The organism is Rossellomorea sp. ABR4_004 (assembly GCF_056159585.1).
Window position 1 is genome coordinate 962,411 of the sequence record NZ_JBSWVM010000001.1, and the last position, 20,571, is coordinate 982,981.

The following is a 20,571-nucleotide window of genomic DNA, read 5'->3' on the forward strand; positions in this document are numbered from 1 at the left end:
GGGAGATACATGACTATACTACCAAAATCCGCCTCTTTAAACAAGTAAAAATAGAGCCTCCCTCTTACGGTCAGTAAGCTTGATCTGACAAAATGAGAGAGGCACTATTTTCGATATAAGTTTATTTCCTAGAAAATAGTCTAATACAGTCGAAATTATAATCCACTGTAATGTTGCAGGTAGGATAATAGCTCTTCCTGAACTTTTTGGGCATCCTCCGGGGTCTTCATCCCTGCCGCAAGATTCCCTGCATTGACTAAGGACTCTTTCATAGAGGCTATGGAATCTTGACCCACCTTGATTCCTTCCAGTTCCTTCACTCCGGATTGAATGGTTTGGATCGTTTTTTCGTCAGGCGTCCCACCGGTCATTGCACTGCTGCTCTCCATAGCTAATGTGTTGTAGAGCCCATTTCCCTTTTCCAATAAGGATTTCTCTTCCTTTGAAGCATTTATTCCTTTAGCTCCAAATACAAAATCTTTCGCAAAAACGTCTACCCCTTGTTCTTTCAATTCTGCCCCAAGTGATTGGGCTGTTTCTATATCTCCCGAAACACCCACAATTAGAAAGAATTGTCCATCCTTTTCCACACTAGCACTGCTCAACCCTTTTCCAGCTAAGCTGTCTTTCATGGCATTCAGAGATTCCTCTGATGAAAACACACCGCCTTGAAGAATCGACGTTGAGAAATCCTGTAATTCAACAGCCGAAACGGACTGGTTCCCTTCCGTATTTCCTTCTGCTGTCGTATCTTGCAACGTTGCCGCCGGCGTCGAAGGACCATCTGTTGTCGTAATGACTTTAAGCGTGCCGAACCCCAGCACCGCCCCAACCACAACCGCACCAATTATCGACATTAGAAGGTTAACAGAATCCTGGAATGGATTTTTGAACGACTTGTGCTTCTTTTTGTTCCCTGTCACATAATTGATTTTTTTATATTCCTTTGGAGGCTTGGCTTCCTCATCGTCGGGAAGGACCCAATCGAACCCATTGTCTTCCGCTTCCTCCCCGGCAGCTGCTTCAGACTCCCCCAGCTTCCAATCATACACAAGAAGATCTTCGTTGAAATTTGTTTTTTCACCATTAATTTTAATAGATATCTTTTTATCTTCGTCTCTTTTATTATTCATCATCGCCACCCTCCTTCATCTATTTTTTTCCATGCTATCACATCCAATAAAAAAAAGAACAAGACTTTTGTCGTCTTGTCCTAACAGGTTTTCGTCAAATTTTTTAGTTTTTCTGCAGGGATTGAACTGAAAGGGTAGAAAACGGTATTTCTTCTTTATCTCCATCTACATTTGTACAGAGATTATACTCTTCCCCCAATAAACAGATGGATATCACACTCTCCCCATCAGCCAAAACATAAGAGGATTCATCCGGTGCCATGACTGTTTTAGAATGCGGATCCAAGATCGGTTCAATCAATTGAGCATCTATCAATTCTTCATACGTAATCTTACCCGTTACCTTCTCTTGAAGCATGGCATCCTTCGCATAGTATTGCGCTGAACTTTTCATCGTAAGAGCGTTTGCCACAAACGCCTGTTTCTTAGATTTTTCAATCAGATTGTTAATCGCTAAAACAGCGATGACAGCTATGACTCCCAGTATGACAATCACAGCCAGTAATTCTACTAGAGTATATCCTTTTTCATTTTCACGCATTTACATCAGACCTTTAATTGGTATCTCGTTCTTCTGACTTTTGTTCAGGGAACTGCTGAAAAGGATTCTTTTTGTTTGATGGAAGAGGTGCATCTAGTTTTGGCAGCTCCGTTTCTAGTTCTACCAAACCAGGTAAATAGAAGGCGGATACGACTAAATTCAATTGAATATTTTCGATTTCATCTTCGTATTGCTGTAATTCCGCCGGTCCGCTGAAAGAAATCTGTTCAACCTCTACGATACGATGCAACTCTTCTAATTTATTGATGAACTCCTCTATATGAAAATAGCTCTTTGCTTCTACAGAAATCGTGGCTGTCAGTTTTTGAAGGCCTTGTGGAAGGACCACGTCAGGCGCAGGGTTCACTTCAGTTCCTTCTGCACTTACTTCACCATCCGTTTGGGAAACAGCATCCCCTGCGCCCATGGATTCAGTTGCAGGAAGATCAACGGCACCTTCCGTAAATTCAATGCTTGTGACAAAACTGTCCGAGACGATTTCTGCTTTTTCCAGGTCGATTAGCAGCTGCTGAGTGAGAGGTTTGACCGGAACTTTTTGCTGAAGTGAACTCGAATTTTCAAAGGAAGCCTGTTTAATGGACGTAATCTTAGAATCCAATGCTTCGATCAGCTTCTTTTCCGTTTTGATTTCATTCAGTAGATTTTCTTTCTGATTTTTCACGGGTAGATAATAGAACCATACTCCCCCGAGGATAAGAAATGCTGATATCACGATAGATGTACTGATCAGCAGCCATTCTTTTTTCTCGAATCGTACATTCATTCCGAATCGCCCCCCTGCTCATCGGAAGTTTCCTCTGTTTCCATTTCCTTTATCTCTACTCTATTTAACGTTACTTCATACTGACCTATATACCTTGGTAAAATGGTCTCCGTATTAACGGCTGTTAACCTATCATTTTCAGAAATGGTTTCTGTTGCCAGCGACAATAAGGTTGCTTCCTGAATGTACCTGGATTCCTTCAGATGCGTTAAATAATACGCAGCTTCACTGCTTGTATCAAATTGAATCAAGAGTTGGATACTCCCATCTTCCGCGTATGTAAATTCCTTCACGAAACCCCGCTCCGGCAGTAATTCGACCAGGTGATTCAAGACAGGCACAGTATCAAGGGGGTAGCTTTCCGCCCAGCTGACTGCACTCTCCAATTGTACCCAGGCATCCGATGATTCAAAATCAGAAATGCTCTGCTCTTTCTCAACTCTGAGCTGCTTGGCACTTTGCAATTCCGTCGTCAGGACATCCACGTCTTTTCCGATATTCGCAGCAAGAAATAATAGAATCATAAGAGCAAGGATACCGCCTGATAGCACACCGATAACCACATACAGCCACTGACGACTCCCTTTTTCCTTTTGAGGTAATAAATTGATATCGACCAGCACTATATCACCTCTTTTAAACCTAAACCAATGGCGAGTAGAAACGCACTCGATAGTTCTTCATTGGTGTAGGCGTCTCGTGCAGAAGTTGGCACCTGGAAAATGTCGATTTCAAACCGGTCTGATAAAAGGGTGTGGATATCCCCTACCATGGGATGGTCACCGGTTACGTATATTTTATTAATCATTGCTTCATCATTTGTAAGTGTATATCGGTAAAAGCTGATGACTTTGTCGATTTCTTTCATCACGTCATCAAATTGAAGGGATTGGAAATCATTGTGATACATCCTCTCATCCATCACTTCCCGATCCTCACCTAATCCGATCGGCCTGAAAAATACAGGCTGATGATCATGGAAGATGGACACGGTCACATTCGCCTGATTGAAATAGAGGAGCATTTCATGGTCTTCTTTACGAGTTAACTCCAAAGAGTGTACGTATCGATAAAAGGCAAGTGGACTAATATCAGCCACAACCGGCTTTAAATGGGCATCAGTCAATAGCTGATGATATTCCATGACAATATCCTCCGGTGCCGCCACCAGGATGATTTCTTTCTTGTCTCCTTTATTTCCTACAACCACCACATCAAAAACCGGGTTCTCAAAAGGCAGATGTATACTCGTCCCGATTTCCAGGAACAAGTGGCTCTTCACCTCATCGTCTTCAATATCAGATGATATTTCCATCTTCCTGATGATCATCTGAGTATTCGGAACGATGAATTGAACTTCCCTTTTCTTTATACTCCAATCAAGGACACACTCTTCCAACAGTGCTTGAAAAGCTTCTTTTTCAATGATTTTGCCATCTGAGATCATCCCGTCAGCAATTCGCTTCTCACCAAAATGGTGAATATGTAAAGGAGAAACAGATTTCAATTCTACAAATCGAATCCATTGATCACTGATGACGATATTGATTTTATTTTTATTTTTATTGAAGAGACGTGATAACATCTTGAATGACCCCTTTAGCTATATAAAGAAAAATACCAATTCAGGATTGGCTGGTGAAAGAAGTATGCTGCGAGTGTGCCTATTACGATATATGGACCGAAAGCAATGGGTTGCCCTTTCTGGTAAAAGCCCAGCATCAGGCCTGTAATACCGGCGACCGCCCCAAAAAGGGTAGCAAGGAAAAAGGAAAAAAGCATCACCTTGACCCCCACGACGAAACCAATGACAGCGAATAATTTGATATCACCGCCGCCCATTCCTCCCTTGCTGATGATGGCAATCAGAAGAAGCAGGCAAAAGCCGGTAATGCTGCCAGCAATGCTGTCCCACCACGGGTTTAACGGGATGAATATTCGTTCTGAGATAAACAACACCGAAAAGAACAACAGCACTTTATCGGGAATGACCATATATTTCAGGTCACTGACCGTGATGATCATGAATAAAGAGACAAGGGTAAGAGCGACAATCAGCTCCGGCTGTAAGCCTAACATAATATAAGAAAGTAAGAATAAGAGTCCGGTAGTTAATTCCATCAATGGATAAAGAGGAGAAATGCGCCCCTTACACTGAGCGCATTTTCCACCTTGCATGATATAGGATAGTACTGGTATCAGTTCCTTGGCTGTCAGCGTATGCTGGCAGTATGGGCAGGCTGATCTAGGTTTGACGATTGACTTTTTGAGCGGTATCCGGAGGCCGACTACGTTGTAGAAGGAGCCTAGGAGGAGACCGTAGATTATTAAAAAAATACCCATCATCAAGGAGCTACTGCAGCACCATTTAAATCTACATTATCTCTTGTCGCTTTATCAGGATCGCGCGTATTCAAATAAGTTTTTGTTCCATCAGAATTTTTCAATGTTACTGTATAAGTTAGATTCCCAGTTGTACTATTTTTAGTAATAGTAACTATACTAGCAGTTCCGCTATACCCATTTGCTGAATCCGAGGGGTTTTCAAATTGTTCTAAGTAACCTTTTGTGTTTAAAGTAGAAATATCAATTGTAGTAGGAGATGTAGCAAAACTCACTTCGTTTGCAGCGACAGCCAATCTCGCTCCATTCATCATCTGCTGAGCATTCGCAATATGTGCATCCTTCTTCGAGTTATTGATCAACCCACCAATACTAGGAATCGCAATCGCCGCAATGATCCCTAAAATAACGACAACAGCAAGCAATTCGATAAGCGTCAATCCGCGCTCATTTTTCAAACTTTTACCCATTTTCTTCAACATGGTAATTCCTCCTGTTTATATATCTTTTACTAAAAACTAGTAATCTAGTACTAGTATACAACAATCATCCGACAAAAAAATCAAATTTTTTGTAAAATTATAGGTATTTTCTAATAGTTTTGAACATTATTGAAAATTTCGAACATCGGAACGAGAATCGAAGTGACGATGGTCCCGACCAATCCTGCCAGCATGACGATCATGAGTGGTTCAATCAATGATTTCAGGCGATCCGTGGCACTTTCCACTTCTTTTTCATAGAAGTCCGCGACCTTCGCAAGCATCGAGTCCAGGGACCCGGTCTCTTCTCCTATGGCAATCATTTGCGTCACCAATGGAGGAAAAGCCCAGTGCCGTTTCATCGGGTCTGTAAGGGACGTTCCCTTCTCCAATGACCTGCGGGATTCGCCGATCACACGGGCCACCACTTCATTTTCCACAACCTTTTCAACAATCGCTAATGCCTGCAAAATAGGGACTGAGCTCGAAAATAATGAACTAAGCGTCCGGGTCATTCTCGCGAGTACCGCTTTCTGCAGCATCTTCCCGAAAATCGGCACTCTCAGGATGGCATAATCAAGATAATACTTCGATCGTTTGTCTTTTCTTAACATAGCCAGAGTGATGGCAATGAATACAAAAAACAAAATGATGATGTACCAGAACTTTTGCATGAATTCACTTGAAGCAATCACAAATTGTGTGATGGCCGGCAATTCGCCTCCGAAATCAGTCAGCATATTCACGAACGTCGGTACAACGGCAGCCAGTAAGAATATCACTACCCCGATGGCAATGACGCCGACAACCATTGGATAAGCTAACGCCGAAATGATCTTCTGTTTCGTGATATGCTGCTTTTCATAGTGAGTGGCGAGCCCTTCCAATGTTTCATCCAGGCTGCCTGACGCTTCCCCGGCCTTCAGCATATTGATCATCAGAGGTTCAAAAATCTTTTTGTGACGGGAGAAGGCATCAGATAACGGGTTACCGTCCCGCAATTCATCTTCGATTTCCGTAAGTGCCTTGCCGAGAGCCTTACTCTCCGTCTGCTCGGCCAGAATATGAGTCGAATCAACCACTGTAACCCCGGCTTGAAGAAGGGTCGCAAACTGTCGCAAAAAAATAACAAGATGCTGTAGCTTCACCGGATTTCCAATCGTTATGTCTTTCGTCATGAGTGTCTCAGGCATTTCCAGGATCTCAATGACCCTTACTTCCTGTTTCTTCAACTGAATGAGGGCATCCTTCTTAGATGAGGCCGTGATGATACCCGATTTCTTTCCTTTTTGGTCCCTGCCCGTGTACTTAAAACGTCCCATCTATTGAGGAATCTCCTCTCTGCTATAAGGAAATGCCATTTCCTTTGAAATAATGCCACTCTCATAAAGCCTCATCACACTGTCGCTCATGATGTGCATGCCTGAAGTTTTGGACGTCTGCATGACATTTTGAATTTGGTGGACCTTTTCAGAACGGATCAAATTGGCGATCGCTGCATTATTCATCAGGAGCTCTGTCGCGGCCCTTCTTCCTTTTTTATCCAGAGTGGCAAACAATCTCTGTGAAAGGATCCCGACAAGGACCGATGCCAATTGAACGCGGATTTGTGACTGCTGCTCCGGCGGGAAGACGTCTACGATTCGCTCGATGGTGGCCGGGGCACTGGATGTATGAAGGGTCGCCAGAACAAGGTGTCCGGTTTCCGCGGCCGTGATGGCAGTATGTATCGTCTCCAGGTCCCTCATTTCCCCTACGAGAATAATATCCGGATCCTGTCTCAAGGCACTTCTCAGCCCTTTTGAAAATGACCTTGTATCAAATCCCACTTCCCTCTGATCGATGATGGATGCCCCATGCTTGTGCAGATATTCGATGGGGTCTTCCAAGGTAATGATATGCTTCCTCATTTTCCGGTTCATATAATCCACGATGGATGCCAATGTGGTCGACTTTCCACTCCCTGTGGGTCCGGTAACAAGAAAGAGACCCTGTGGTTTTTCAGCAATCGCCTTCAATGCATGGGGGAGAAATAATTCCTCCATTGTAGGAATCGAAGTCGGAATGACACGTATGGCCAAAGATATACATGATCGTTGTTTGAATGCATTCACCCTGAACCTTGAAACGCCCGGGATTCCATAGGAAAAGTCCAATTCACCCACTTCTTCGAAGGCAGGATACATCGTTTCAGAAATGATGGCCTTTGCCATCATTTCCGTGTTATCGGGCAGCAAATTTTCTTTACCGAACCTTTTAAGGTCTCCATGTATCCGGAAGATAGGGGGTGAGCCGACTGTAAGATGGATATCGGAAGCGCCAAGCTCGTAAGCAGACTTTAGAAGATAATCAACTTTTTCTTTCAATTCATTCACCTACTCTGAAATCGCTACTCTTAATACTTCTTCGGTCGTGGTCATGCCCTGCTTCACTTTCAGCAAGCCGTCATCGATTAAGAAGATGGTTTTATTCCGCACGGCATGCTCCCTTAACTTGGAGAAGGGTTCGTTGTTCAGAATGACCTTCTTCATGTCATCATTCATGACGAGCACTTCATGAATGGCAATCCGGCCTTTGTATCCTGTCATATTACAGGAAGAGCAACCCTGCCCTCTCGTAATGGTCTCGATCTTCATCCCCCTTTTGGCGAATATTTCAATCTCCCGTTTGGAAGCCGCCATCTCTTGTTTGCAATCACGGCAAACTTTCCTGATCAAGCGTTGAGCCACGACCCCGCTTAGTGATGAGGCAACCAAAAAGGGTTCTACACCCATATCCAGTAGTCTCGTCACCGTACTGATTGAGTCATTGGTATGGATCGTGCTCAACACGAGATGTCCAGTTAAGGAAGCCCGTATGGAGACTTCAACGGTTTCCCTGTCCCGAATTTCCCCGACCATGATGATATTCGGATCCTGACGCAAAATGGCACGCAACCCCTTCGCAAAGGTCAAACCGACATTCTGATTCACCCCGATCTGGTTGATCCCCTCCAGCTGATACTCAACTGGATCCTCGATCGTAATGATGTTCACTTCTTCACTGTTGAGATGATTCAAGGCTGCATATAAAGTAGAAGACTTCCCTGAACCGGTTGGTCCCGTGATGAGGACAATCCCTGTCGGCTGCTGGATCATCTTCATGAACCTCTGTTGATTTACTTTGTTGAAACCCAGTTTGGTCAGGTCATTCAGGCTCGAACCTAAATCCAGAATCCTCAACACTATTTTCTCTCCATAGACCGTCGGCAAAGTCGACACACGCAGATCGATGGGATGAAAGTCGATATTCACTTTGATCCGCCCGTCCTGAGGCACCCTGAATTCGGTTATGTCGAGATTCGCCATGATTTTAAGCCTGGCAATCAGCATACTTTGCATGTGCTTCGGGAGATTTCTTTCGTTTCTAAGAATGCCGTCCACCCGGTAACGTATGACGACTTTGGTTTCCTGAGGGTCAATATGTATGTCACTCGCTTTTTGGGCCACTGCATTTGAAAGGATACCGTTCACTAATCGGACGATGGGTGAATCGGAATCCACTACCGTATTTTCTTCTACTCTATTTTGATCCCGATTCTCCTGAAATAAGTCTTCAAATCCATCCTCTAAGTCATAAAACTTATTGATGACTTTCAAAATATCATCCTTCGTCGCAATTGCTGTCTCGATTTGAAAGCCTGTTGCCAAACGCAGATCCTCGATGGCGTAAAAGTCCAACGGGTCACTCATCGCGACGAAAAGCCTGTCCCCTTCTTTTTTGAGTGGGATCATCAGGTTCCGCTTAGCCGATTCTTTAGGAATCAAGTGGAATAAGTTCGTTTCAAAGGGGTATCTGTATAAGCTGACATGGGGAATCCCCAATTGAAATTCCAATACTTCAATCAACTGCTGCTCTGTAATATATCCCCTTTGAAGCAGGGCATCCCCCAACTTCTGTCCCTTCGCTTTATCTTTCAGGGTATCTTGTAACTGGGATTCGGATATGATCCCTGCTTCAACGAGCAGGTCTCCAAGTCTCTTTCTAATCGTGGTCACATTATCACCCGCTTTTACGACTTATTTTCTATCTTTTTTCTTTGGTTTTACTTCATCGTCTGATGGACTTGAAGAATCCTGATCGGCAGTGCCTTCACTTTCCTTCCCTGAAAGACTGCTCTCGTTATCTTCATCGTCCATTGAGGAAGTTTCATCGTTTTCCCCATCATCCGATTCTTCATTCGTCGATTCTTCCTCATTCGCCCCGGTTGGTACATTATCAAATGTTCCGCTTGGGGTTTCCTGTAATTCCTGCAATGGATAAACTGCAACCTTATGCTGTGGTGCATAAAAATCTTCATTAATCAGTTCTTCTGAAAGGATTTCACCTGAAGAGTTCAGTTTTTGCTTATAAACCCGGATCAGTACCCCATCTTTCCCTTCTTGTTGGATATCGACGCTTCCTTTTTCAACAAAAGGGCTAAACTGTTTAATCACTCTTGGAGGGAACGTTTCCTTTTCCGATAAACGGACATTATAAGAGTTTGGAAATGGGATTCCCTGTAATTGAGCCTTGATTCTATTCTCTTGGATGGCAAGCTTCAGTTCATAACCGGTTGAATTAGGATTGGTGATGACAAAATCCTGGTTATTCATCGGATTGAATTTCGCTTCAAAGCCTAGTGTCACGTAGTCCGGAAGCAGCTTGCTTATATTTCGTTCGATGATAGAAAAGTTGGAATGTAAGGTGATCTGATAGAGTAATGATGCAATCGGACTTAAATCAGCCTGTGATTCAACTACAAATCCTTCTGTTTCCAGAAAATCCGAAAACGAAAACTGGGAATTGGGTGCAATGGGAATGGAGGGATAATTGTCTATAAAGCTCTTGATCGTTGGTGTAACCTCTAATTCATTTGACACGGCCTCAAAAAGTACTTGTGGAGATTCATTGCTCGCTGCATAATCATATATCTTTACGCTCTCTTCTTTACGAAGACTACCAGCCAAGGAGAGGACATACTCTCTTAAAGAAGGAAGATTTATGTCTTCCCCCCTATAGTCAGGGAACTGATTTGATAGAAACGCATCGAATGCGTTTTCGTCCATCGTCACAATTAAACTTGTTTTTTCATCATCAACAAGTTTCTCTATGCTTTCTTCCAAATGAAAATGAAAGAGAGATGGATCGATTTTTGCACTTTCTCCATTGAAATCCAACAGTAGGTTTTGATTTAGCTTCCATTCATCTACTTTCTCATCCAGTATCTTCCTTGCTTCCTCTTTGTTTGCTCCACCCAGATTAATAGATGCAACCGCTGCATGTTTTGATAGATTGAGTGACTTAACAAAGAACGTTTCATAAGCAAAGACGCCTAAATGAGAAAAACCATATAGAAAAAATGTGGATAAGAACAAAACGGTCATCAGCTTACCAAATAGACCTTTTTTCACACTAGGCGCTCCTTCCTGACTCCTACTTAATATTCATCGTTAAATCAACAAAAACAGATGGACCAGCGTCCTGAGCAGCTTTAATATCGGCTTCCGTTAGAGATGAACCTTTAGCAATCAATAGATTACCCTCTAAATTATATATATCTTCAATCACACTTTTTCCCGTAAGTAATTGAGTCTGTTTCGTTTTAATTGTCTCTAGGCCATGTTGTTGCGTTTGTAAAATTTCAGTCTCTTCTTCGAACACAGGTTCATGGCTTACAAGTTGATCAAATGATTCTTTAAAGTATTCTGCAGCGTCTTCGTTCACAATAATGATATCTTTCCCAAATGTCAGGACATGTTCCGTACCAAGGAAAAACGTGTTGTCTTGGGCATTTAATTCTAAGGAAACAATAGCCCCGGTTTCATCATCCACATAAAACTCTTGAATGCTTCCGATCATTTGGCCTTTACGGGTCATCACACGGGTATCGTTGATTTTAATTTTTTTATTCACCAGCTGGTTTGCAATCGGGATTTCATTTAAGTCGATCACTGCATTCTCATTTTCGACAGTGACGGCATACTCGCCTATACCGACTACCTTTTTGAACGGGATCGCCTTCACACTGACCTGCCAATCTTCATGCTCGATGGTCAGAAAATCAACCGAGCCCTTTTCCGGATTGATTATAAGGGATTTGACTCTCCCTATTTCACTTCCATCGGATATACTGATAATCGGTAAAGCTTTCATTTCTGCACTCTTTTTCATGTCATCTCACCTATTCTGTCATTTTAATTTCGTTTAACTTTTTCCATGCAAACTCATTTGTTTGTTCGATATCCATTTTAATGTATGGATACTCTATGAATCTCTTATCAATCCCGTCAGTAAACATGTGTAAGTCTTCATATTGCCCTGTTGTAATGTAATGATCCATTAATATTCTTGCAAATGTATAGTAGTCTTGATCGTGTAAACTTGGATGCAAGTAATGCTTAATCATGTTTTCCATCTGATGGGAGGATAATATGCTCTTCGAGAGTGTGATTTGTTCAATCATGGTCTTCATAACCTCTCTCATGATCCTGGACCTTTTAGGAAATGCATGTACGTGAAGATCCTCTTCACTGTTATCTTCAACAATACTACCTTGGGTCCCCTCAGTTATTTCAGCTTTCCCATCTTCTACAAAATCATCAACTAAAGCATCTTCCAATTCATTTTCAGAACCAAGTAAGCCCTCTAAATTTTCTACAGGTTCCGAATGATCATCAAATGCTTCCTTCATTTCTTCCTTTTCATCCTCAATCGTCTCGTCAGGTTCATTTATTAATCTCTCAATCTCACTTAAAACGATATCAGAAGACTCTTTTTCTTTTATTTCATTCATTTCTCCAATATCTTCGTATTCATTGGCATTCTCAATGAACCATTCACTTTCATCGTCCTCGACCTTAATCGACTCTGTTTCATAAGTAGAGATTATTTCTTTGATCTCCGTGTCTTGTAATGGTTCATCTTGTTCTATAGAGGTATCTGTTTCAGACTCTTCTTCTTCCGCGTCCACTTCGATTTCATAGAGATCTTCCATTTCAATTGGAGCTAATTCAACTTCAACCTGAGCGGAATCCACAGTATCCTCAATCAACTCCAATTTTTCTTCCTCAACTTGTGATTCATCCTTTTTATTATGTAAATGATCCTTCAGTTCCTTATGATCATGGACTATTTGCACAGGCTCTTCTTCCAAATCCAATTCAGTCCCTGTAGACAGGACTAAAAGACCACTGAATCGTTGTTCAATCATATAAGAAGATAGGCCTAATAAAATCATTAACATGATGCCGATCATCCAAATTGAATATTGGGTCGATGCGACTAGTCCAAGGAGCGTTAACCCAAATGCAATACCAGCAATGAGTAGTTTCCCTTTTACACTGATGCCTATCGGAATAAAATATAAAATAGGTAGCAACAGAATGAGTGCCAGCAACGAAAATAGGTATATCATCTTACATTCATCTCCTCCCTATGATATATTTCTTATAAATCAGACTTTTTTTTACAAGTTTCGACTACTAAATATTGTATAATAAAGTCAGGTATTTTGAAAGCAGGTGTTGGGTTGAAACTACTAAAAATATATAAAAATAATAGAGGCTTCACTTTAATTGAACTTTTGGTTTCAATTACAATCCTGGGGATCGTCCTTCTTAGTTTCATGAATTTTTTCCTTCAATCCAGTACATATACGAATGGCAATCAAAAGAAGACAGTCGGGATCAATGTAGCCAGGAATGTCTTGATGTTCATGGAAAAACAAGACTTCCTTGAGATCAGGGACTTTTTCTATGAAGTGAATATAGGTAGTGAAAATCCAACAGATGAATTTTTAAAATTATTCATTTGCGGGGATGAATACCAAACCTTCCCTAACTTCTCTACTGAATCAGAAATGATTGATTCCTGTCCTAACAAGAAATATATAAATATTAACGGGGTAGAATATGAGACTGAGATTTATTCCGGGGAAGTCACGAATCTTGATGAATTAGATTACTATATTCCTATTACAATCGAAGTTAGGTGGAATATCAATGATAGAGAATACAGTACGACTGTTGATGGAAAAGTTAAAAGCGAGGATATTCGATAATAGAGGCATTACACTGGTTGAATTATTACTTACCCTATCCATATCGGCCATCCTGTTACCCGTTACATATGGAGCAATGATTACCGGCTATAAGATGTATGAGAAAGTTTCGATCGATGCTCAATTGAGAGAAGACGCAGATTATGTTTCTGCAATGGTGATGAAGAATCTATATTCATACCCTTTCGATACAATTGAAGAGTGCGTGCCATCCTCTTCTACTTGTGTAAAGTTTATAAACAACAGTGAAATATCTGTATCACCCTATTCAGGTAAGTCCTTCTACGAGGTAGAGGATGAAGAGATTGTGAATGATGAACAATTGCTGCAATTAGTTCAAGTCGGGGAGAAAAAACAATGGAGCTTTAACGGGGCAATCATAACTACACCTTCTGACTTTTCGGGATCCAAAATCACTTCTACCTGCACATCCAAACCTTGCAATGAAGCAATCATTCAGCTATCGTACAAAGTTTCACATCCTAATTTCGATAAAACTCTTCATTTAGAGAGCAGCTTCGGTTTTTAGAAGGGAGAAAACAGCTTGTTAACCAATCAAAGAGGAAATGCCTTACTTACCGTATTAATTACATCTCTTGTTATGGTGACAATTGGTATGGCTATCATAAGTTCGACGATAGGTGGAGCGAAACGAACCGAAGTCAGAGAGACCGACATTGACATTACATATGAAGGGCTAAAGGCAGCTGAAGAAATTTCATCCAAGCTTGTCTATCAATTGCAGCCCACAAGAGAGTTAGAAATTAGCAAATTGACACCAGCGAATATCAATACGAAAGTAGCAGATTTTTTTCGATCTTCCATTCTTCCATCGTATCAGTCTTTGGATCGAATAAAATGTGTCACAGTCATTGATGTGAGCGGGACCAGTGCGATAAACCTGCTGGGTGACACCTGTACCAAATCCACTATTCCTGATTTCAAAACCTTTGAGCTGGACTACCTTGGTACCAACCTTACAAGAGTATATGAAATCCTGATTCAAACAAAGAATCCTTCTTCTGAACAAGGGAAAGTCGAAAAGACCGTTAGAAAGAGGATCATTTTATCGCCCGTCCCAAGCTTCCTCAAGTATACTCTAGGCTCAAGAGAACAGCTTCAATTGAATGGATCTCCACATCTGGTTGGTAACATCTATGCTAACTCTTTAGGCATAAGTGAAGAGGCAAACTACCAGCTTTCTAATAAAAAGGATAAAACATTCCCGGCACCATTTCCCTCCGTTATCGGGGACTTGTATACAAGCTACAATAAAGCGAATTATGAACATATGAAAAGCTTGATAACTTCAAATCAGTTCTATCCGCTAATAGAACCTCCCAAAGTAAAACAGGATAGTCAATTTACTGATATTTCATTTAATCAAACATATGAAGAAGAGGTTAGCAAAGTATTAGAATCGCTTGATCTATCAATAAGAAATGACGGTAACCAAACGAATTTAATGACCGCAATCAGAACGGCTCTTCTTTCAAATTCCTTCTCTCCTGCTCTTGTAGAAGATGGGATATTGAATGAAAACTCACAGGGGAAGGTTAAAGTGAGTGGAAATATTACTATTAGAGGGCTACGGAGTTCAGGGGTGGACCTGCTTGTAGATGGTGATGTGAATATTATCGCAAGTTCTCCAATGGATGTCGGGAATATTATTTCGACTGGTAATGTGACGATTTCTAATTTAGAGGGAGAAATGGCCATTGATACTATCGTTGCAGCAGGAAGAGTATCAATAGAGGCAAATTCACCCGTAAAGCTGCAGGAGAATATAGTTAGTTTTGATAATATCTCTTTTCAATCACAGAATTCCACTTCGGTTATAGCGGGGAATGTATTTTCAGGCAGGAATTTAACCATACTGGGCGATGCCAATGATCCATCCGGTGAGAATGATGAAATTAAATTTGATTCCGTCATTTACGCAAAGGGAAAAACAAGCATTTCCAACTTGAATATTACCGGCAAAGAAGATGAAGATGGTACTAACAATACTGGAAAATTAATTTTACTCTCAAGAGGAGAGTTACTGTTAACAAGAATGAATGAATTCCAGTATTATGCAAATGAGAGTGAAAAGAATGAATTCCGTTTGTTGCCGGATCCAGTTGAAAGTATCAAGCCGTTACAAGCTTTCTTCTACACTGACAGCGACGCTACCCTTTATGGGGTCGGTTCATTATTTTATGTTAACGGAGGTGTCTTTTCAAAAGGAAACCTTACGGTGAATGCTGTGCGTGGGGAAGTAGACAATATCGATGAGACATATCAGAGCCCCCCTTCTAATCAGCAAGAGAAATTGTCAAGATTCATCGTAAACTATAACAAAGATGTCCTTCTTTCAAAACTGGATACTTTACCAAAGGTAGAAGCACTCTCATTAATCAGTGATGAGATCATAGTTGAATGAAAAAAGGGAGACCCATCATCGTGGGTCTCCCTTCTAATCACCATCTTCCATCGATGTCCCCATCCCCGGTCTCCGGATTTTCAGTTTCATCATCTTCTGCAACGACTTCAAAAATCGCAATCGCCTTTATACGAGGATTTTCTTCAGAAGTAACCGTTACGGTCGTCACCCCTGCATTTTTAGGTATAACCTGCCAAACTCCATTTTCTTGTACGATGTTTACAACATTGTTACCTGTATCTACAACGTTCTTTATGTTTTTATTGGTTGCATTTTCAGGGTTGAACACTAAATTAGATTGTATATCGAATGCGTTCCCTTCAAGCAAGAGGGTGTACTTCGATTTTGTGAAGTCCATGCTTTCCAGATTTACAATCCTTGACTTAACAATGACTCGAATCAACTTTTTGTATTTCCCATTCTTGGTTTGAACTTCCACTAAATCTTCGCCGGGAAATAATCCTGTCATCCGGTTCTCTTTGGTGGAATTGACTTGACTGTAAGAGGAGTTTATCATCCCGTCATCCCCTTGCAGAACTTTCACATTATAATTATTGTTCGGTTTTCCAAACGGGAAGATATCGATATTGAATGACTGAGTTTCTCCTACATATAATTCAATTAGTGAAGGTACACGAATTAAATCGTCGCCCTCGATCCAAATGGTTTTTTCAATGATGTAATCCTCTATTGCAAAACCGCCAATGGCTTTTACCCGGATTTCATTCTTCCCGAAACGTTCAATGGTTTTCGTATCTCCCAGCTCAATTTTTGTCCATTCTCCAGTAGTTTCTTCTTCATTAAGAAGTTGATAGTTGTAAGACACATCCCTTCCAGGTATACCGTTTGAGAGATAGAATTCCACTTCATTCGATACAGAAGAACCATCATCTAACCTATCACCTGTGAGTGGGTCTTTAACAATCAATTCAGGAACGAATGGTAATATGGCTGTCCCGTTATCCCTGTAGCTGATATTCAGCTCTTTTGGACTGCTGACTAAAGACTTTACAGGCATAATCGGGTATCGACCATCCACTCCAGCTTCCAGTGATGCTACAACATTTTCGACCTGCCCCTGTATTCTTACCTTCTTGATCGTACCGTTTGAATAACCATCAAATGCAAATTCTTTTCCATTTTGCAGATGACGGGTTCTGACTTTCGCACTGATTTCGTTATGATTCGGGCTTAGATTGCTACTTACTTTGTTCCCGTATCTTGAATCGACATAATAGACTTTCGCCTGTGGCATTTTCACATTATTTATGGCCCAGACGGCATTCATCGTTACGGGTATCTCATGTGCAGGTTTAGTAAACGCACCGTTTTCAAAGCTCATTTTTTGTTTAACATGAATGATGGCCATTTGCTGCCCATTCACATTCTGGATGGATACATCAGAACTTTCTTTAACATTGATACCCTCAGGTAAGGGTTGGTGTATAATAATCTCACTTAAATAACCTTTTGCTTTTGGATTTACCAACCCGCCAAAATCCAGTTTGAACAGTCCGGTGAAAGTATTCGTTTCTTTTCCATCCTCAATAATTAAATTGAACAGGTCCTGATTGATTCTATTTACATCTACCCTTCCTGTTACCGATGCAGGTGCATCATCTTTCACTTCAATCGTCACCGACTTTTTATCACTTGATCGAAAATCTCTTTCTTCTGCCGTTTTATACTGTACCTTCAAATCCTTAAACGTATAAGATCCCTTGTTAGAGAATTCCACCGGAAGTGATACTGTAATAGGAGTCGGTACGCCCTGTCCTACTTCATATACTGTGGAAAATGGCAGATACACTGTATTATTCATCACGTTGTATTGATTTTGGTCAACTGTCACATTCTCCGGCAACTGTACGACGATTTCTCCATCCAATTTGACTGAATTTAATTTATTCGCCAATTTTTCAAATGCATCGGAGACACTTCCTTCACTTGCTTTGATGAAGCTACCCGACGTTTGTTGTGCCAACATTTCAAGATATCTGTCATCAAGATCTCCTTCACCGTACCCCAGTGTATGCATGGTGATTTTATCATTGTAGATTTCCTTGGATACGTCGAGGCCTTTTTGTTTGATCAAAGCCTGCATTTGCTGACTATTCGTTTCCAGCTCACCCGGATTGTACCAACCTGCATTAAATGAAGTACCATCCATAGTAAATGAAGGAATGTATAAAGACTTTAATTTACTATTATCCGGTGAATATATTTTATGCAGCCATCGATTGTAACTGTGTCTATACTGAAAGTCATATACAAGTTGTTGATCACTCTCGACAACACTTGTTTCACCACAAAAAAACCAAACCGGCTTCGTACACACTTCATTTTTCACTTTTTCGATCGCCGTCGCAATCATCGGCTGCCCATCAGTTAAGAAGACAATGTACTTTTCATTCTTGGAATCTTTCAGTATATTCTTCGCAGCACGCAAGGGGTCTGTGTAATTGGTGCCTCCATAAGCGGTAGTATGTAACATGGAAGTTTTAATAGCATCGAGGTCATTACTTAATGGAAGTATTGTTTCTATATCTGAAGAAAACGTAATAAGAGAGAATCGATCATTACTTTGTTTGTTCTTCTCAAAGAATTGTACGGCATTGGTCAGCCCATCCTTTGCATTTTGCATTTTATTCCTGGTACTATTCATTGATCCTGATTTATCAAAGACAAAAACGACGTCTATAGGCGGTCGATTCGCTTCTTTCACCTCTCCTACAGGATTGATATGAAAGTCTAATGATGCTTTGGCATTGCTGTCCACTGGTTTCACAATTACTTCTTGGGACGGGGTAACATTGAAGTCTACTCTTAACTCTGAAGTTCCCTTGGCATAAGTGCCGGTCGAATCTAAAATAAATGATAGAAAAAGGATGAAAAGTAATAGTAGTGAAATCTTTCCCTGAATTCTCATAATATCCCTCATTTGGTTATCCTATAATGCTTCTATTATATCAATCTTCCAACCATTATAATAGGACTAAATACTCACAATAAAGAAAAAGATGTCTATTATCGAATAGACACCCTTTTAACTATTTCACATACTGAGCCACCCGATTCCGCCCGGCCTGTTTGGCCCCCGTATAAAGCGCACGGTCTGCATGGCGGATGAGTGCCAGGGTATCTTCTGCATCTTCAGGTGCGGTCGAAACGCCGATGCTTGCCGTGATCCGGACCATCATCTGTTTGTTGGATTCATCCAGACTGTCATGGAGAGTGAATGGTTTGTTGGCTATCGCACCCCTGACCTGCTCTGCCAGGCTAAGCGCTTCATCCCGTTTCGTATCGGGAAGGAGGATGACAAATTCCTCTCCTCCATACCTCGCAACCGTTCCCCTGGTATCAATCAGGTTACGAAGGCGGTCTGCAAGTTCAATGAGGATTTCGTTACCGCTCTGGTGACCATAGTTATCGTTGATGACCTTAAAATGATCAAGGTCGAGCATGATGAGGGATAGACTCTTCCTTTTCCCAACATCGAGATGACTGAATTCCAAGGATAGAAGATCTTCAAAATAGCGGTAATTATATAGTCCTGTCAGGGCACATCTCTCACTGTTTTTCTTCGTCCGTTCATGATGCCTGGCATTTGCGATCGCCACTCCGAAATAGGAGCATAAAATATCGACGATCATCAATTGATATTTTTCATAGGCTTTCTTTTTGGAAGAAGCCAATAGAAGAATTCCCCGTACCTTTTGACTTCTTACAATGGGTACGCACAGAACGCTTTCCACTCCATCAGGCATGTACCCTTCAGCGATCCCGGTCCATTCAGATCGTGAAGTATAGAGGACGGACTTCCCTGTTTCCCACACTACACCGCTGATTCCCTGGCTCTTCTTTAATGGACGCAGGTTATTAGACTTCATTTCTCCATTTTCAACCCTTCTTAACAGGATAAGTTCTTCTTCCTGGCAATCAAGGATATAGGCATATTCAACCGGCAGGGTCTCAATGATTTTCTCAATGAATATATCAAGCACTTCATTTACTTTAAGGCTTTCCGTTAATTGGTGACCGATTTCACCCGCTTTTTGCAAGTATTCATTGATCTTTTCAGAAGAGTTATACATCTTCAAGATGATCGATAAACTCACAAATGGGATACCAATCAATAAGGAAGCGAATGCTCCCAGTTCAAAGGTTAAATAGTAGAGAGATAAAGAAAGAGGGAACATGATCATGTTTGCCGTAAAATCCCATACAAAATCCTTGCTGTAAAAGCGGACATCACTATTTACTACATAGTGTTGATATAAGAGAAGCAGTATCTGGTTAACCATGATCGATACGATTTGATAACTCAGAATAGGAAGGATTAATTGACTGATATCTCTTAATCCCACTTCTCCACCGAATAGAAAATATACAAGACCACTCACCAATGAAACGATGAAGAACATGACAGAATTCAAGGGGATTCTATGCCAATCAGTCTTGGTCAATCGAAGCCTTATAAGCAATGGGATAATAGAGAACTGCATGAGGATGATTTCAACAAATAAACCATACTTAATGAACCCTACAAGGGTCACCCACTGGATGAAGAAAATGGTCGCTCCATTGATTACGATGGGCATGAGCGGGATAAATGTAGCGAATGCCACTATTGTTAACAGCTCTAACTCATTTCCCGCAATATTTTCAGGAGGATAGTATTGATATGTCATGTACAAACCGACAGGTACAACGGCCAGCCAGGTCAGCAAGATGTACAGCTTCTTTTTTACTGATAACGTCATATCTATCCCCCATAGATCCA

General features: G+C 41.2%; 18 protein-coding genes. 3 read left to right on the forward strand and 15 right to left on the reverse strand.

The window, feature by feature from the left end:
* Positions 1-155 precede the first annotated feature (155 nt).
* The 13 genes from ACXAF2_RS05270 to ACXAF2_RS05330 all read right to left on the reverse strand — a co-directional run bounded on the left by ACXAF2_RS05270 (position 156) and on the right by ACXAF2_RS05330 (position 12,718).
* Positions 156-1,136, reverse strand: coding sequence for an SPOR domain-containing protein (locus ACXAF2_RS05270; protein ID WP_475137656.1), 981 nt, complete (start codon positions 1,134-1,136; stop codon positions 156-158).
* A gap of 100 nt (positions 1,137-1,236) precedes the next feature.
* Positions 1,237-1,674, reverse strand: a complete 438-nt coding sequence (locus ACXAF2_RS05275; RefSeq protein ID WP_475137657.1) for a type II secretion system protein — start codon at positions 1,672-1,674, stop codon at positions 1,237-1,239.
* Between the two features lie 13 nt (positions 1,675-1,687).
* The gene (locus ACXAF2_RS05280; protein ID WP_475137658.1) at positions 1,688-2,458 is read right to left on the reverse strand and encodes a hypothetical protein; all 771 of its coding nucleotides are present in this window, start codon (positions 2,456-2,458) and stop codon (positions 1,688-1,690) included.
* Entirely contained in the window at positions 2,455-3,081 is a 627-nt protein-coding gene (locus tag ACXAF2_RS05285) for a PilN domain-containing protein (RefSeq protein ID WP_475137659.1), read from the reverse strand. Before ACXAF2_RS05285 ends, ACXAF2_RS05280 begins: the two co-directional genes overlap by 4 nt.
* Positions 3,081-4,043: a type IV pilus biogenesis protein PilM gene (gene pilM / locus ACXAF2_RS05290; protein WP_475137660.1), complete on the reverse strand. Its 963-nt coding sequence runs from the start codon at positions 4,041-4,043 to the stop codon at positions 3,081-3,083. Before pilM ends, ACXAF2_RS05285 begins: the two co-directional genes overlap by 1 nt.
* 14 nt (positions 4,044-4,057) lie before the next feature.
* On the reverse strand, positions 4,058-4,801 hold the full coding sequence (locus tag ACXAF2_RS05295; protein ID WP_475139116.1) for a prepilin peptidase: 744 nt from the start codon (positions 4,799-4,801) through the stop codon (positions 4,058-4,060).
* A gap of 2 nt (positions 4,802-4,803) precedes the next feature.
* On the reverse strand, positions 4,804-5,283 hold the full coding sequence (locus tag ACXAF2_RS05300; protein ID WP_475137661.1) for a prepilin-type N-terminal cleavage/methylation domain-containing protein: 480 nt from the start codon (positions 5,281-5,283) through the stop codon (positions 4,804-4,806).
* Between the two features lie 110 nt (positions 5,284-5,393).
* Positions 5,394-6,605: a type II secretion system F family protein gene (locus ACXAF2_RS05305; protein WP_475137662.1), complete on the reverse strand. Its 1,212-nt coding sequence runs from the start codon at positions 6,603-6,605 to the stop codon at positions 5,394-5,396.
* Positions 6,606-7,649, reverse strand: coding sequence for a type IV pilus twitching motility protein PilT (locus ACXAF2_RS05310; RefSeq protein ID WP_475137663.1), 1,044 nt, complete (start codon positions 7,647-7,649; stop codon positions 6,606-6,608). It abuts the gene before it with no gap.
* A 9-nt stretch (positions 7,650-7,658) separates the two neighbouring features.
* Positions 7,659-9,320, reverse strand: a complete 1,662-nt coding sequence (locus ACXAF2_RS05315; RefSeq protein WP_475137664.1) for a GspE/PulE family protein — start codon at positions 9,318-9,320, stop codon at positions 7,659-7,661.
* A 21-nt stretch (positions 9,321-9,341) separates the two neighbouring features.
* The gene (locus ACXAF2_RS05320; RefSeq protein ID WP_475137665.1) at positions 9,342-10,715 is read right to left on the reverse strand and encodes a VanW family protein; all 1,374 of its coding nucleotides are present in this window, start codon (positions 10,713-10,715) and stop codon (positions 9,342-9,344) included.
* 22 nt (positions 10,716-10,737) lie between these two features.
* Positions 10,738-11,475 (reverse strand): PRC-barrel domain-containing protein, encoded by a 738-nt coding sequence (locus tag ACXAF2_RS05325; protein WP_475137666.1) that lies wholly within the window; start codon positions 11,473-11,475, stop codon positions 10,738-10,740.
* A gap of 10 nt (positions 11,476-11,485) precedes the next feature.
* A complete protein-coding gene (locus ACXAF2_RS05330; RefSeq protein WP_475137667.1) occupies positions 11,486-12,718 on the reverse strand; it encodes a hypothetical protein in 1,233 nt (410 codons plus the stop codon).
* 114 nt (positions 12,719-12,832) lie between these two features.
* Here ACXAF2_RS05330 and ACXAF2_RS05335 point away from each other — a divergent pair, with 114 nt between their 5' ends.
* Genes ACXAF2_RS05335 through ACXAF2_RS05345 form a run of 3 tightly spaced genes read left to right on the forward strand, consistent with a single transcriptional unit; the run spans position 12,833 to position 15,788 of the window.
* Positions 12,833-13,363, forward strand: a complete 531-nt coding sequence (locus ACXAF2_RS05335) for a type IV pilus modification PilV family protein (protein ID WP_475137668.1) — start codon at positions 12,833-12,835, stop codon at positions 13,361-13,363.
* Positions 13,305-13,892 (forward strand): pilus assembly FimT family protein, encoded by a 588-nt coding sequence (locus tag ACXAF2_RS05340; RefSeq protein ID WP_475137669.1) that lies wholly within the window; start codon positions 13,305-13,307, stop codon positions 13,890-13,892. The genes ACXAF2_RS05335 and ACXAF2_RS05340 overlap by 59 nt, the downstream gene beginning before the upstream one ends.
* A gap of 15 nt (positions 13,893-13,907) precedes the next feature.
* Positions 13,908-15,788, forward strand: coding sequence for a bactofilin family protein (locus ACXAF2_RS05345; RefSeq protein WP_475137670.1), 1,881 nt, complete (start codon positions 13,908-13,910; stop codon positions 15,786-15,788).
* 37 nt (positions 15,789-15,825) lie between these two features.
* On the opposite strand, the gene ACXAF2_RS05350 is transcribed toward ACXAF2_RS05345, so the two are convergent.
* Together ACXAF2_RS05350 and ACXAF2_RS05355 are read right to left on the reverse strand one after the other, a co-directional pair.
* A complete protein-coding gene (locus ACXAF2_RS05350) occupies positions 15,826-18,717 on the reverse strand; it encodes a vWA domain-containing protein (RefSeq protein ID WP_475137671.1) in 2,892 nt (963 codons plus the stop codon).
* A 121-nt stretch (positions 18,718-18,838) separates the two neighbouring features.
* Positions 18,839-20,551, reverse strand: coding sequence for a sensor domain-containing diguanylate cyclase (locus ACXAF2_RS05355; protein ID WP_475137672.1), 1,713 nt, complete (start codon positions 20,549-20,551; stop codon positions 18,839-18,841).
* Positions 20,552-20,571 lie beyond the last annotated feature (20 nt).

Excerpts from the sequence above, each read along its gene's own strand:
- ACXAF2_RS05270 (WP_475137656.1), bottom strand. The coding sequence starts at position 1,136 with ATGATGAATAATAAAAGAGACGAAGATAAAAAGATATCTATTAAAATT.
- ACXAF2_RS05275 (WP_475137657.1), bottom strand. The coding sequence starts at position 1,674 with ATGCGTGAAAATGAAAAAGGATATACTCTAGTAGAATTACTGGCTGTG.
- ACXAF2_RS05280 (WP_475137658.1), bottom strand. The coding sequence starts at position 2,458 with ATGAATGTACGATTCGAGAAAAAAGAATGGCTGCTGATCAGTACATCT.
- pilM (WP_475137660.1), bottom strand. The coding sequence starts at position 4,043 with ATGTTATCACGTCTCTTCAATAAAAATAAAAATAAAATCAATATCGTC.
- ACXAF2_RS05295 (WP_475139116.1), bottom strand. The coding sequence starts at position 4,801 with ATGGGTATTTTTTTAATAATCTACGGTCTCCTCCTAGGCTCCTTCTAC.
- ACXAF2_RS05300 (WP_475137661.1), bottom strand. The coding sequence starts at position 5,283 with ATGTTGAAGAAAATGGGTAAAAGTTTGAAAAATGAGCGCGGATTGACG.
- ACXAF2_RS05305 (WP_475137662.1), bottom strand. The coding sequence starts at position 6,605 with ATGGGACGTTTTAAGTACACGGGCAGGGACCAAAAAGGAAAGAAATCG.
- ACXAF2_RS05325 (WP_475137666.1), bottom strand. The coding sequence starts at position 11,475 with ATGAAAAAGAGTGCAGAAATGAAAGCTTTACCGATTATCAGTATATCC.
- ACXAF2_RS05330 (WP_475137667.1), bottom strand. The coding sequence starts at position 12,718 with ATGATATACCTATTTTCGTTGCTGGCACTCATTCTGTTGCTACCTATT.
- ACXAF2_RS05340 (WP_475137669.1), top strand. The coding sequence starts at position 13,305 with ATGATAGAGAATACAGTACGACTGTTGATGGAAAAGTTAAAAGCGAGG.
- ACXAF2_RS05350 (WP_475137671.1), bottom strand. The coding sequence starts at position 18,717 with ATGAGAATTCAGGGAAAGATTTCACTACTATTACTTTTCATCCTTTTT.
- ACXAF2_RS05355 (WP_475137672.1), bottom strand. The coding sequence starts at position 20,551 with ATGACGTTATCAGTAAAAAAGAAGCTGTACATCTTGCTGACCTGGCTG.